Source organism: Lentihominibacter faecis, from assembly GCF_014306095.1.
Taxonomy (GTDB): Bacteria; Bacillota; Clostridia; order Peptostreptococcales; family Anaerovoracaceae; genus Lentihominibacter; species Lentihominibacter faecis.
This window is the reverse complement of sequence record NZ_JACRWC010000026.1, coordinates 1-12,568: the sequence shown is the minus strand read 5'-3', so window position 1 is coordinate 12,568 and position 12,568 is coordinate 1. Positions and strand designations below refer to the sequence as shown.

The 12,568-nt window shown below is 49.6% G+C and carries 16 protein-coding genes; 11 read left to right on the top strand and 5 right to left on the bottom strand.

Features of this window, described 5'->3' with window-relative positions; all coding sequences use genetic code 11:
- Window positions 1–37: 37 nt before the first annotated feature.
- The 7 genes from H8876_RS01355 (at window position 38) to H8876_RS01325 (ending at window position 6,211) form a co-directional block, all read left to right on the top strand.
- Window positions 38–505, top strand: a complete 468-nt coding sequence (locus H8876_RS01355) for a response regulator transcription factor (protein ID WP_465250723.1) — start codon at window positions 38–40, stop codon at window positions 503–505.
- A gap of 19 nt (window positions 506–524) precedes the next feature.
- Window positions 525–2,510: a sensor histidine kinase gene (locus tag H8876_RS01350; RefSeq protein WP_249286224.1), complete on the top strand. Its 1,986-nt coding sequence runs from the start codon at window positions 525–527 to the stop codon at window positions 2,508–2,510.
- 97 nt (window positions 2,511–2,607) lie between these two features.
- Window positions 2,608–3,012, top strand: a complete 405-nt coding sequence (locus H8876_RS01345) for a hypothetical protein (protein WP_249286223.1) — start codon at window positions 2,608–2,610, stop codon at window positions 3,010–3,012.
- Window positions 3,009–3,629, top strand: a complete 621-nt coding sequence (gene tmk / locus H8876_RS01340; protein ID WP_249286222.1) for a dTMP kinase — start codon at window positions 3,009–3,011, stop codon at window positions 3,627–3,629. The genes H8876_RS01345 and tmk overlap by 4 nt, the downstream gene beginning before the upstream one ends.
- Before the next feature lie 8 nt (window positions 3,630–3,637).
- The gene (locus tag H8876_RS01335; protein ID WP_249286221.1) at window positions 3,638–4,450 is read left to right on the top strand and encodes a hypothetical protein; all 813 of its coding nucleotides are present in this window, start codon (window positions 3,638–3,640) and stop codon (window positions 4,448–4,450) included.
- Window positions 4,451–4,452: 2 nt separating this feature from the next.
- A complete protein-coding gene (locus H8876_RS01330) occupies window positions 4,453–5,397 on the top strand; it encodes a PSP1 domain-containing protein (protein WP_249286220.1) in 945 nt (314 codons plus the stop codon).
- Between the two features lie 31 nt (window positions 5,398–5,428).
- Complete coding sequence (locus tag H8876_RS01325; protein WP_249286219.1) at window positions 5,429–6,211, top strand: tRNA1(Val) (adenine(37)-N6)-methyltransferase; 783 nt, start codon at window positions 5,429–5,431, stop codon at window positions 6,209–6,211.
- 17 nt (window positions 6,212–6,228) lie between these two features.
- Here the strand turns inward: H8876_RS01325 and H8876_RS01320 are convergent, their stop codons facing one another.
- Both H8876_RS01320 and H8876_RS01315 read right to left on the bottom strand, forming a co-directional pair.
- Window positions 6,229–6,756, bottom strand: coding sequence for a spore maturation protein (locus tag H8876_RS01320; RefSeq protein WP_249286218.1), 528 nt, complete (start codon window positions 6,754–6,756; stop codon window positions 6,229–6,231).
- Complete coding sequence (locus H8876_RS01315; RefSeq protein WP_249286217.1) at window positions 6,749–7,330, bottom strand: nucleoside recognition domain-containing protein; 582 nt, start codon at window positions 7,328–7,330, stop codon at window positions 6,749–6,751. The genes H8876_RS01320 and H8876_RS01315 overlap by 8 nt, the downstream gene beginning before the upstream one ends.
- A 108-nt stretch (window positions 7,331–7,438) precedes the next feature.
- Between H8876_RS01315 and H8876_RS01310 the strand changes: the two genes are divergently transcribed.
- The 3 genes from H8876_RS01310 to murA all read left to right on the top strand — a co-directional run bounded on the left by H8876_RS01310 (window position 7,439) and on the right by murA (window position 9,583).
- Window positions 7,439–7,759, top strand: a complete 321-nt coding sequence (locus H8876_RS01310; RefSeq protein ID WP_177264556.1) for a hypothetical protein — start codon at window positions 7,439–7,441, stop codon at window positions 7,757–7,759.
- 70 nt (window positions 7,760–7,829) lie between these two features.
- Complete coding sequence (locus tag H8876_RS01305) at window positions 7,830–8,072, top strand: AbrB/MazE/SpoVT family DNA-binding domain-containing protein (RefSeq protein WP_177264557.1); 243 nt, start codon at window positions 7,830–7,832, stop codon at window positions 8,070–8,072.
- Between the two features lie 239 nt (window positions 8,073–8,311).
- Window positions 8,312–9,583 (top strand): UDP-N-acetylglucosamine 1-carboxyvinyltransferase, encoded by a 1,272-nt coding sequence (murA, locus tag H8876_RS01300; RefSeq protein WP_249286216.1) that lies wholly within the window; start codon window positions 8,312–8,314, stop codon window positions 9,581–9,583.
- Window positions 9,584–10,045: 462 nt separating this feature from the next.
- On the opposite strand, the gene H8876_RS01295 is transcribed toward murA, so the two are convergent.
- Window positions 10,046–10,705, bottom strand: coding sequence for a hypothetical protein (locus H8876_RS01295; RefSeq protein WP_249286215.1), 660 nt, complete (start codon window positions 10,703–10,705; stop codon window positions 10,046–10,048).
- Window positions 10,706–11,386: 681 nt separating this feature from the next.
- Between H8876_RS01295 and rbr the strand changes: the two genes are divergently transcribed.
- Window positions 11,387–11,923 (top strand): rubrerythrin, encoded by a 537-nt coding sequence (rbr, locus tag H8876_RS01290; protein ID WP_249286214.1) that lies wholly within the window; start codon window positions 11,387–11,389, stop codon window positions 11,921–11,923.
- 85 nt (window positions 11,924–12,008) lie between these two features.
- Here the strand turns inward: rbr and H8876_RS01285 are convergent, their stop codons facing one another.
- On the bottom strand, window positions 12,009–12,377 hold the full coding sequence (locus H8876_RS01285; RefSeq protein ID WP_249286213.1) for a DUF6120 family protein: 369 nt from the start codon (window positions 12,375–12,377) through the stop codon (window positions 12,009–12,011).
- Window positions 12,370–12,568 (bottom strand): hypothetical protein (locus tag H8876_RS01280; RefSeq protein WP_465250722.1); only part of this gene is annotated, 199 nt, incomplete at its 5' end. The genes H8876_RS01285 and H8876_RS01280, both read right to left, overlap by 8 nt.

Here is a 12,568-nt window from a genome sequence, read left to right as displayed (position 1 = left end):
GCTCGTCGGCAGCGTCAGATGTGTATAAGAGACAGATATGCCGGTCATTTTTCTGACGGCAAAAGGAGAAGATACAGATAAGATCCTGGGACTGAATATCGGGGCAGATGATTATGTGACCAAACCTTTTAATCCGGTAGAGCTTTTGGCCCGTGTCAAGTCGCAGCTCAGGCGGTATCTGGAATTAGGTTCGGCTCCGGTGAGAAAATCCGTTTTTCAGATCGGAGATATCGAGCTGGATGATACGGCCAAGGAGGTGCGCCTTATGGGAGAAAAAGTCGGCCTGACACCGAAGGAGTACGGGATCCTGAAGTTCTTTCTGGAGCATCCGGGACAGGTGTTTTCTCCGGCAGAGATCTATCACGCAGTCTGGGAAGAAACGGCATATGGTGCTGAGGGAACTGTAGCCGTACATATCCGTCATCTGCGGGAAAAGCTGGAGATCAATCCGGAGCAGCCTCGTCATTTAAAAGTTGTCTGGGGACAAGGATATAAAATCGAGTGAGGTGTGAAAAGTGCAGAAAATGAAAGAAAGTTTCGTGGTGAAAGTCATCGCCTATATCCTGATCCTGCTGTGCATGATGGTAACGGTGTTTTCTGGAATACTGATCTACATCAATGCAGGAAATCAGTGGTATACCAAGGGAAGGGATGCCTGTCTTCACGACATTTATAAGGAAACGCTGACCTACGCATGCTATCAGCTGGACTATGCTGTTGAATCCTATGAGACGGAGACCGTGACTTCGGAGGAAACTACCATAGAAGATGAATACGGTAATGTGGAGAAAAGTTCTTCTGCGAACTATGATTTGAAAAGTCTGGGTGATGCGGAGGAAGAACTGCTTTATGGGGAGCGGGATGCGGACGGGTTCGCCTATACTATAACGAAAACGGAAAAAGATCAATCGGGTAATGTGAACACTGTGACAGTGCGAGAAGTCCATCCGGAACTGGTGGAATATGCGAAGGAGTCAAATGGATTTTTGACAGATAATATCGTCCATAACGACATGACCATCAACGTCTATATGATCAAGGATCCGGATGCCGGTAACCTGCCTGATACTGTTTTTATGAAATATCGATCCCTGGAAAAGATCTATAAATATCGAGTCGAAGCGATCGTAGCAGCTGCGGTATGCAGCATCATGGCTCTGTGTCTGTTTATCTTCATGGTGACTACGGCAGGACGGCGTAAACGGGAGGATGAACGGTCGATACTGGCAAAGACGCCTGCGGAGATCGTGCTGCTTCTGTCCTGTATCGCGGTGATGGTTACGCTTGAAGCGGCTTTCGGCAGCAACTATGAAAACAATTTTGATATGCTCTGTACGGCGGTGGCAGCTGCTACCCTGGTGATCACTTCCATTGCGCTGGGTGTGGTGCTTTTCCTGGTCATCAAGCTGCGGGATCATAATCTGTGGAGCAGTTCTATCCTCTGTCTGCTATATCGGATCATCAAATGGACTGCAGGTCATGCAAAGCGGTTTTTCGGCGGATTTCCGCTGGTATGGAAAACGGTTCTTGTGGTGACGGTGATCCTGCTTTTCAACCTGGCTGCCTTAGGGATCATGAGCGGATCTGCCTGGTTTCTGTGGGCAGGTGCTATCTTCGTGATGGCGGTGCTGACGGCGCAGAAAATGAAGCGACTGAAAGACGGCGGCAGACACCTGGCAGAAGGAGATCTTTCGTATCAGATCGATACGGCAGGTCTGCGCGGTGATCTGCTGGAGCATGCAGAAAATCTCAATCACATCCGGGAGGGTATTTCTGCGGCAGTAGAGGAACAGATGAAGAGCGAGCGATTCCGAAACGAACTGATAACCAATGTTTCTCACGATATCAAAACTCCGCTGACATCCATAATCAATTACGTGGATTTTCTGAAAAAAGAAGATATCGATAATGAAAAGGCACAAGAGTATATCGGAGTGCTGGATCGGCAGGCTAATCGCCTGAAGAAGCTGACGGAGGATCTGGTGGAAGCATCAAAGGCCGCAACCGGGAGCATCAAGCTGGAGAAGATCCCTTGTCGTGTCGGTGTGCTTATGATGCAGGTCATGGGCGAATATCAGGAAAAGACAGAAGCTGCTGATCTGACGATGATACCGACCCAGCCGGAAGAAGATCTGGAGATCCTGGCAGACGGCAGGAGCCTGTGGCGTGTCTTCGACAATCTCCTCAACAATATATGCAAATATTCTCAGCCGGGGACAAGGGTGTATCAGACGCTGGAACGTCAGGATGACAAAGCAGTCATCATCTACCGTAATACGTCAGCATATGAGCTGAATATCACGGAGGAAGAACTGATGGAGAGATTTGTCAGAGGCGATAAATCACGACATACAGAAGGAAGCGGGCTGGGACTTTCCATAGCGCGGAATCTGGTGGAACTGCAGGGAGGAAGTTTCCGCATCCACATAGACGGAGATCTGTTTAAAGTCGTGATCGAATTTCCCCTGTATCACGGGATGCCATATGCTGTAACCATACCAGAAAAATAGAAAAAGAAATCTGAATGCAGTGCGAGGAACTATTCCTTGCACTGCATTTTTATGGTATACTAATCACGTATGAGCAAAACAGTACGAGGATGGTATTATGACATTTTTCAAATTTTTATTTGTGCTGGCACTGGCAGTTCCTCTGGCGGTGTTCATGTGGAATTATATCAATAAATTGTCGGACGAGTTTCAGAAAAGTGTCTCTCGCAGCAAGGGATCCAGAAGACCAGAGCAGCCGGCAGGAACAGAGAGATCTCCAAGGCCGGCGAGAACTGCAGGACCCGGCAAATCCGACAGGCCGGCAAGATCTGCAGAACCCGGTAAATCTGACAGGCCGGCGAGACCTGCAGGACCCGGTAAATCTGACAGGCCGGCGAGATCGGAAAGACCTGATACAGCGGAAGCTTCTGCAGGGAAGAGGCAAAAGCCTGCGAGCAAACGGAAGCGGCGCAAGGCACGCAAAAAAGATAGAGAACTTCGAAACAGGGAGACCAGAAAATGAGCAACGGTTACTTTATATCCTTTGAAGGAGTGGACGGCTCCGGCAAATCAACGCAGATAAGCAAGTTAAAAGAATATCTTGAAGAAAGCGGCTATGATGTGATCCTTTCCAGAGAGCCCGGAGGGACCCGGATCGGAGAGCAGATACGCAGCGTGATCCTTGATCCTGCGAACAGGGAGATGACAGCTGTTACAGAGGCACTTCTTTATGCGGCTTCCCGAGCCCAGCATGTCCATGATGTGATCGCCCCTGCAGTAAAAGAGGGAAAGATCGTGATCTGCGACCGGTTCGTGGATTCCAGTATCGCATACCAGCAGTACGGAAGAGGGCTGGGAGAGTGTGTGCGCATCATCAATGGATATGCCATAGACGGCTGGATGCCGGATCTCACTTTCTTCCTCAAGGTAAAGCCGGACATAGGGGAAGAACGGATCGAATCGAGAGAAAAAGACAGGATCGAGCTGGAAGATATGGCCTTTCATGAAGCTGTCTACCGGGGGTATGAATCTTTGCAGGAAGAGTTTTCGGATCGTATCGTCGGCATCGATGCCGCTCGCCCGGTAGAGGAGATCTTTGCAGAAATAAAACGTTATACAGATATGCTGCTGAAAAGGTAAGAAGCATTATGAGATTTGAAATAGACGAGGACAATCGCATACTGGTGCAGCGTTTGGAGCGGGTAGTCCGGGACGACCGAGTGTCCCACGCATATATCCTGGAGGGAGACCACCGCATCGGCAAGAGAGCCTTTACGGAGAGTTTCGTCAAGGGGATCCTCTGCCCGAAACACCTGGGTGAAAACTGCGGGGAATGCAGCATCTGCGACAAGGTGGATCACGGAAACTGCGAGGATCTGTTTTATGTGGCAGCAGATGGGAATTCCATCAAGGACGCCAGTATTCTTGAGGTGCAGGACCGGCTGAAAACAATGCCGTTCGGCTCGCGGAACGTGGTGATCGTAGAGGATGCAGACACCATGACACAGCGGGCGCAGAACCGTCTTCTGAAGACTTTAGAAGAGCCGCCGGGGAATTCTGTGATATTCCTGCTTTCGGAAAACATCGAGAACCTGGTGCAGACCATCCAGTCGCGATGCGTCAAGTACAGGCTCAATTATTTCGGGAGCAGCGGAACGGATTCCATGCTGGAGGAAGCTTCTGAAGTGGTGCGCCTTTTGCAGGAGCGGGCACCTTTTTATGTGCTAAAAGAACGATGCGATAAAATAACGAGAAACCGGGAAGATACGGAAGCTTTTCTGGACAGTTTGCAGGTGGTGTACCGAAACCTGCTGCTTCAGAGGGACGGAGACATTTCCTTTTTGAAAGACGATGAGATCGCGGCGGGCATCCATGAGACCGAGACTGCAAGAAAGCAGATACGGCAGGGAGTATCGCCATCGTATGCCATCAAGAATTTAATGTTAAAAATCGGAGGATAGATATGGCCAAAGTAGTAGGAGTAAAATTTAAAGATGCAGGCAAGCTGTATTATTTCAGCCCTGCGAAAATAGATGTGAAGATGGGTGACAATGTTATCGTGGAGACAGCCAGAGGGCTGGAATTCGGCAAGATCGTCATGGACGTGACGGAGGTGAAGGATTCTGAGATCGTCTCTCCGCTTAAGAATATCATTCGGATCGCCACGGAGAAAGATCAGAAGCGGCACAGGGACAACCTGGCCAAGAAGGACCATGCCATGAAGCTTTGTCAGGAAAAGATCGATGCACACCACCTGGAGATGAAGCTGATCGATGTGGAATATACGTTTGACAACAGTAAGGTGGTATTCTATTTTACGGCGGACGGCAGGATCGATTTCCGGGAGCTGGTCAAGGATCTGGCTTCTGTATTCCGCATGAGGATAGAGCTGCGGCAGATCGGTGTGCGCGATGAAGCCAAGATGATCGGCGGTGTTGGAAGCTGCGGCAGAGGGCTTTGCTGCAGCACGTGGCTGTCGGATTTCGAGCCGGTATCCATCAAGATGGCGAAGGTTCAGAATCTATCCCTTAACCCGTCAAAGATCTCTGGCATGTGCGGACGTCTAATGTGCTGTCTGAAGTTCGAAAACGAGGTGTATACTCATCTGAAAAAGGGTATGCCGGCTGTGGGAGAACGGATAAAAACGCCGGACGGTATGGCTATCGTAAGCGATGTCAACATCCTGGAAAACATCATCAAGACGCGGCTGGTCTTAGACAACGGTAAAAAGGATGAAAACGGTGAGGAAAAGCTGAGCACCGAGTTTTACAACTACGGCAAGGAAGAAATCAAACGGATCAACAAGAAACACGGTCATGGCGGTCACAAGAAGAAGGAAAAGGACGATGATCTGGCGGAGATCGAAGGTGATCTGCTGAAGGAAATCAAGGAACTGATGAAAGATTAGAATCTGGTGTGCAGGTGAGTGAAGGACGGCTATGACAGAGATACGGACGGATGATATAGGATTTGGAAACTTAAAACTTCTGCAGGATCCTTCGGAATTCTGCTATGGCGTAGATGCGGTGATCCTGGCTGATTTCGCGGCGTCGATATGCGGCGGATACCGGTATGCGGCTGACCTGGGAACCGGGACAGGAGTCATTCCTTTTATTCTCCATCACAAGGCAGGCAGCAGGGACAGTCGCTATTTCGGTCTGGATTTCAACGAGGGATCTGTCGGGCTGGCTCGCGAAAGCAGCAGGCTCAATGGCCTTTGTGAACAAATACATTTTGGGTGCGGCGATATCGCGGAGCTTGCCGGATGTGCGAGTGCAAAAGCTTTTGCAGAGGATGGCGTGTGGCAGGGCGCAATGGAGAACGGAGGGTTTGATGTGGTGACCAGCAATCCGCCGTATTTTGCGAAGGGAAGCGCTATTCCGGCAGAAGGAGCGGGAAAGTTCCGTGCACGTCATGAGACGACGGCTGATCTGGATGGTTTCCTGCAGGCTGCTGCAAAGATCTTGAAGCGGCGAGGTCAGCTGTTCCTGGTGCATCGCCCGTCCAGACTTGTCGATATTTTTGAAAGCTGCAGGCGCTGCCAACTGGAACCGAAGACGGTCCGGTTTGTGGTGCCGGAAGCAGGGCAGGCACCCAATATCGTCCTGATCCACTGTGTGCTGGGAGGCGGCAGAGAACTGAAATATCTCCCGCAGCTGGCCGTATACGACGGCAGAGGAAGCTACAGCCGGGAGATCCAGAAAATTTATGAACGGATCTAGTACGCGGGGACAGTGGATCACATGATATGACACAGGTATACTGACGCCATGACTCCGGCGATGTAGCCGGCGATCCCCGACAGGAATGCATGGCGCATTTTTTTAACGGAAGTGACGCCAAAATACAGAGCAAGGACGTAGAATACCGTTTCGCAGCTTCCGACCATGACGGAGGCGGCTCTTCCTGCAAAGGAGTCGGGCCCGGTGACTTCCATGATCTGCTGAGCAAGCACCAGGGAGCCGCTTCCTGAAACAGGGCGCAGTAAGATCAGGGAGATCAGTTCTTGCGGAATGCCGATTTTTTCGAAAAAGGGACGAGTGGTCTCCTGAAGGAATCCCATGGCTCCGGAGGAGGTCAGAGCGCCTATCGCCAGGAAGATCCCAAGAAGGAACGGCAGTATCTCCACACTGGTTTTCAGGCCATCTTTAGCACCTTTGATGAAGGCATCGTATATGGGGACTTTTTTCCATATGCCCCATACGAGGATGATGGTGATGAGCAGTGGCAGAAATGCTATGGATAATAAGCTGAGGATATCAGGCATCAGGTGACTTCCTTTCAAAGAGCTTGCAGATCCAGACGGAGACAGCCATGGAGATGAGACCTGCGGCAATGGACGGCAGGATGATATCATCCGGTGAGGCGGATCCCAGATCGCTTCTCACTTTGATGACGGTGATGGGAATAAGCTGGATCATGGACATGCTCAGAGCGAGGAACATGCACATGGCATTGCTGGCACGGGGCGAATGACCGTTTTCAGCATCGAGCCTCTCCATGGCTTTGAGGGAAAATACGGTGGCGCTGTTTCCGGCACCGAAGATGTTTGCCATAAAGCTCATGATCATCATGGCCAGCGTCTGGCTGTCTTTTTCTTTGGGAAAGAGAAAAGTAAGGATGGGCCGGAGGGCCTTTGCAGCATGATCTATGAGTCCGGACTCTTCTGCGATCTTCATCAGACCGCTCCAGACTGCCATGACGCCTGCCAGGGATAACGTGAACTCTACTGCATCTGTACAGCTGGCCAGGAAGCTGTCAGTGAATGCATCTGCCCTGCCGGTAGCAAGGGAAACGACGATCCCTGCGATGAGCATAAACCCCCATATATAATTCATCATAAAATCACCTCTAACTAAAAATACTCCAAAAATCAAAAAATATGTTGGGGATTTCCAAATTATGTGATATCATATAGTATATACCGTTTGAGTAAAGGAGAGAGGGTCATGAATGTGATGATAGATTTAAAAACACTTTTTTTGATCGTATTGGGTATCGCACTTCTAGTGCTGATCGTTTATCTGATACAATTAACACGGAAGTTGTTAACTTCCATGGATCACACAATCAATATTCTGGAGGATGTGGCAACTATCACAGACCTGGCAGCCAAGCGCAGCAAAGACGTGGACGGGATCATTGGCGATGTTTCCGAATCCGTGGAGTCGCTGTCGAAGGCCGTCAAGGGAGATCAGAATATTTTCTCTGCGATCTCTTCTGTAATAAAAGCGGTCGCAGCTGTGAAGAAGGCTGGTTCGAAGGAGTAGATGCGAACCGAAAATCCCCGCAGGGCGGGCAGGTTCGATTGCTGGTAAAAGGAATGAAAGGAGTCTAAGTATGAAAGCAACGGGAATCGTACGTAAGGTTGATGAACTGGGAAGAATAGTTCTTCCGATCGAATTAAGGAGAACTTTAAATATAGAAATAAAGGATCCTTTAGAAATTTATGTGGATGGTGAATCCATCATGCTGAAAAAATATCAGCCGGCATGCGTATTCTGCGGAAGTTCAGATGGCATCCGTCAGATCAAAGGCAAGAACGTATGCGCTAAGTGCGTTGAAGAACTGAAATCACTGTAACCATGTATGAAAAAAAGAGCAATTTCGTTGCTCTTTTTTTTCGCAGGGATGCTTGAAAACATGTGACCGGGGAACAATAGAGACAGGAAGAGGCTCTACTATCAAGTTTTGCTCCCCTCATGTGGAAAACTCAAAAGGTCTCTTCCTTACTTATGAGAAGATATGTGAATCGCTCTTGAAAAAAAGCCGGTAAGGAAGTATAATGGGTTAGTTGTAAATTAACAGTTCGGAGGAAAAAAGTGGCAAAATTCTTAGTACAGAAAAGCGCTCCTTTACATGGAGAAGTAAAGATCAGCGGTTCGAAGAACGCTGTTCTGCCGATCATGGCGGCGGCACTTTTAACGGAAGAGAAATGTGAGATCAAGGATGTGCCTGCACTCAGAGATGTACAGGTGATGTGCAAGCTTCTGGAGAGTCTGGGCGCAACCGTGGATCCGGAGCTGGATGAAAATAATGTAGATATTACAGCTGGCAGTGTATTGACGTACGAGGCTCCTTATGAGCTGGTGAAGATGATGCGGGCGTCGATCCTGGTGCTGGGAGCTCTGCTCTTGAGAACGGGTCGCGCAGTGATCCCCCTTCCTGGCGGATGTGCTATTGGCAAGCGGCCGGTGGAACTTCATCTGAAGGGTCTTAAGGCACTGGGCGCAACCATCAATGAAGAAAGACTGGCAAGAGGGATCGTGGATGCGAAAGCCGACAAGCTGAAGGGCACGACTATCTATCTGGATTTCCCAAGCGTAGGGGCGACTGAGGTCATCATAATGGCAGCTTCTCTGGCAGAGGGGACAACTGTTCTGGAGAATGCGGCGCAGGAGCCGGAAATCGTCGATCTGGCAAACTTTCTGAATAAAATGGGCGCACGGATCAAGGGCGTCGGCACGGACACTATCAAGATCGAAGGGGTCGAGAAGCTGAAGGGCGTTTCTCATCACGTGATCCCTGACCGGATCGAAGCCGGAACCTTCATGGTTGGCGCTGTTATGACCAAGGGAAATGTTCTCATCAAGAATGTGGTGCCGGATCATCTGAAGGCAGTCATCGCTAAACTGAGAGAGTGCGGCGCGGACATCACTATGACTGATGAGGGTCTGGTGGCACGGGGCGATGTGAACCCGATCGTTTCCACTGATGTGAAGACGCTGCCGTATCCTGGATTCCCTACGGATATGCAGTCGCCGTTTATGGCGCTTCTGACCGTGGCGAAGGGTCCGAGCGTGGTAATCGAAACGGTGTTTGAAAACCGTTTCATGCATGTTGGGGAATTCAATCGTATGGGTGCCAACATCAAGACCGATGGAAACTGTGCCATCATCCCGGGTGACAAGGAGCTGCAGGGAGCGCAGGTGGTAGCGACCGACCTGAGAGCCGGTGCGGCCGTAGTCCTGACGGGTCTCATCGCAGAAGGCACGACGGAGATCTCCCAGATCTACCATGTGGATCGCGGCTACGAACACTTCGTGGAAAAGCTGCGGAACCTGGGCGCGAATATCATGCGTGTGGAAGAATAGAATTGAATGAAAAACTCCCTGTTGCGGCCTGCGAGGTGCGGGCGGTGCGGGGAGTTTTTTTGTTTTTTGGTTTTTGGGTGTTGGTCGGGGCGGGCCGTGCGGTGTCGGTGTGGGCACTGCGGTTTTCGGGCCAGTGTTGGTGCGGTTTTCAGGCTGGTGCAGTGTCGGTGCAGTTTTCATCCTTAACGGCATGATATTCTCTTTTTTGGATGAAAAGCGGGTTTTCAAAGGGGTCGTTTGAACCCGATCATCCTTATTTTCTGAAATAGCTGATTTGAGATGAAAAATCGCCTATAATTTTCCAGAAATTCATCCTTAAGCCCGGCACTAAGCGGTGTGAGAGCTCGACCTTGGGCGTGGTAAGCCCGGCACTACGCGGTGAAGCGTCAACCCTGGGCGTGAGAAGCCCGGCACTAAGCGGTGTGAGAGCCCCGACCCTGGGCGTGGGGCTAAGGTGAGTTCCTAAAAGAGCGGATATTTATCGCTTAGATCTTTTTGTTGGATGCCGTAGATGTAGAGGTTATGTTCCGGCTCTCCATCCAAACTTTCATCGGTGGAGTTGTAGTAGAAGAGCAGGTCATCTAGCTTACAGGAGTTGTGATATCCTATATGAGTGTTGAATTTCTCAGAATTAAAGCGTGGCTCTACATTATCACAGATGATCCGGTAATAAGCTTCGTTTTGCTCCGTTTGCTTTGTTGTGAGAGCCTCAGTTTTGCGAGATTGAAGCTGGATCACGGCAATCCCGTCACCAAGTTCAGGAATAGAAAAAAGATGAAGTTCCAGGATCTTATTGATCGGGCAGGTGTATTCCACCAGATCAAAGTCAAATTCTTCCCCTTTTTCATTTTCTACGGTATTTCCGTACTGATCCTTTGCATAATCTTCAGAGATGAGCGAAAGCCCTTCTTTATCCAGATCCTCGTTGACGATCCGGACGAAGTCCTTTGCAGAAATATCAAAGGTCGTTCCGTTAAAAGAAATGTCGGGTTTGCGGTTGGTATCCTGGATCAGACGGGGTTCGTGGACGTAGCAGATGAAAGCGACGATCAGGGCCAGAAGGATGATGGAACAGACTATGATGTTTGCGATATGCTTGCGGGTCAGTTTTTTCGTATTCATGACTGGCCTCCTTTACTGTTGCAGTGCGTTTTGACATGCTTCGAAAATGCGAATATTCAGAAAATAGCTCGTATGGGTAGCGTATCATGGCGGCAGGTTTCTGTCAAGAGCGGGTATAAAGCTTCCGGCGGCGGACATGGTTCTGGCGGCGGGCATGGTTCCGGCGGCGGGGATGGTTTCCGCGGCGGGCAATATAGGATACTATCTCGTGAAAAGGAGGTTGACATAATTTTTGCTAAATCTTCGTTTCTCGTAAAATGCAATGTAAAACGAGAATCGGAGCTGTGTTCAGGCAAAGACTATATAATCTAATTCTTTGTCTTGCCGTTGTTTCTCAAGTTTTAGAGAAAATCACGCGCTATAGAGGTTGTGTTCTCCAGTCGATCGACGAGAACTTCTCGTTTTTCACCAAATTTTCCTCCATACGAAGAATCTGATCTTGCTGCTTCCGATTTGCCGGCTCGAAATTCTCGAAAACGCACCTGAAAAACTTCAATTCGAAGATTTTGGTAGATGCGGCGAGGCTGGCAGCAAGATGTGAGTCCTGCAGGGATGCGGCGAGGCTGGCAGCAAGATGTTACAAATTCTCTAAGATGTTTTCAAAAACGATTGACAGAGCAGGCATAAAGCTCCCGGCGGCGGGCATACTACAGATAACTGTTTGCAAGGAGGTATTGGAAGATGCAGGATTTAAAAGGAAGTAAGACGTATGATAATCTGTTGATCGCGTATGCCGGGGAGTCGCAGGCGCGCAACAAGTATGAGTTTTTTGCTGCAAAGGCGCAGGAAGAGGGGTATCGGCAGATCGCAGAGCTGTTTCACGAGACGGCGGACAATGAAAAGGAACATGCGGAGATCTGGTACAAGCATTTCGTGGGGATCGGCACGACGCCGGAAAATCTCATGACCGCGGCGGAAGGTGAGCATTACGAGTGGAGCGAAATGTACGATGATATGGCGTGTGTGGCGCGGGAGGAAGGTTTCGAGCAGATCGCCCGGCAGATGGAGCAGGTGGCGGCTATCGAGAAGGAACACGAGACCCGTTACCGGAAGCTTTGGGAGAACATAAAGACCCAGCAGGTCTTTGCCAGAGACAGCGAAGTCACATGGATCTGCGGCAGCTGCGGACACGAAGTCAAAGGCAAGGACGCTCCGGAAATCTGTCCGGTCTGCCACCACGCCCAAGGGTATTTTCGGATCAAGGCGGAGAACTATTAGTTGATTGTGGCGGGAAGAGATCAGAACATGGAGAATTGAATGATTGCAAGCTGATTCGGGTATTGGATTGGCTTGCTTTTTTTGTTTATTCAATCACAACCAGTTCGTGGGTGATGATAGCGTTTTTTCCGTCCAGATACAGGCTGTAGAGAAATCCGAGGCGGCATAGGGATATTACGACTGCCAGCAGCATGATGATAAGGACGACCGCTTTGATGGAGCGGGTGCGTTTGAGCTGCTTGCGTAGATAGGTGCTGTCGATTTCCTGGTAGTAATTCACGATCAGATCTTCGGGACGACCCAGTTCAAGGCACAACATCTCATAAGTAATATGTTCTGCATCCAGCTCGCAAATGGAGTCTTTAATATCATGAAAAAAACGTTTTTCATATTTTCCATAGACCGGCAGTAATGCCTTTATTTCTTTTAAATAACGCTTTTGTTCTTTATTCATTTGCATCGTCCTCCGCAAAATCATTGTTTAAAACCTGCTGAATGCTGTGATAGGTGGCAAAGTATTCTCGCTTCAGGTCTTCCAGCCGCTGCCAACCGGCGTCTTCCAGATGGTAGTAAACCCGCACTAGGCGTTTGCCTGCCTGTTGTTTGTAGTCCGACTGTCTCTTATACACATCTGACGCTGCCGAC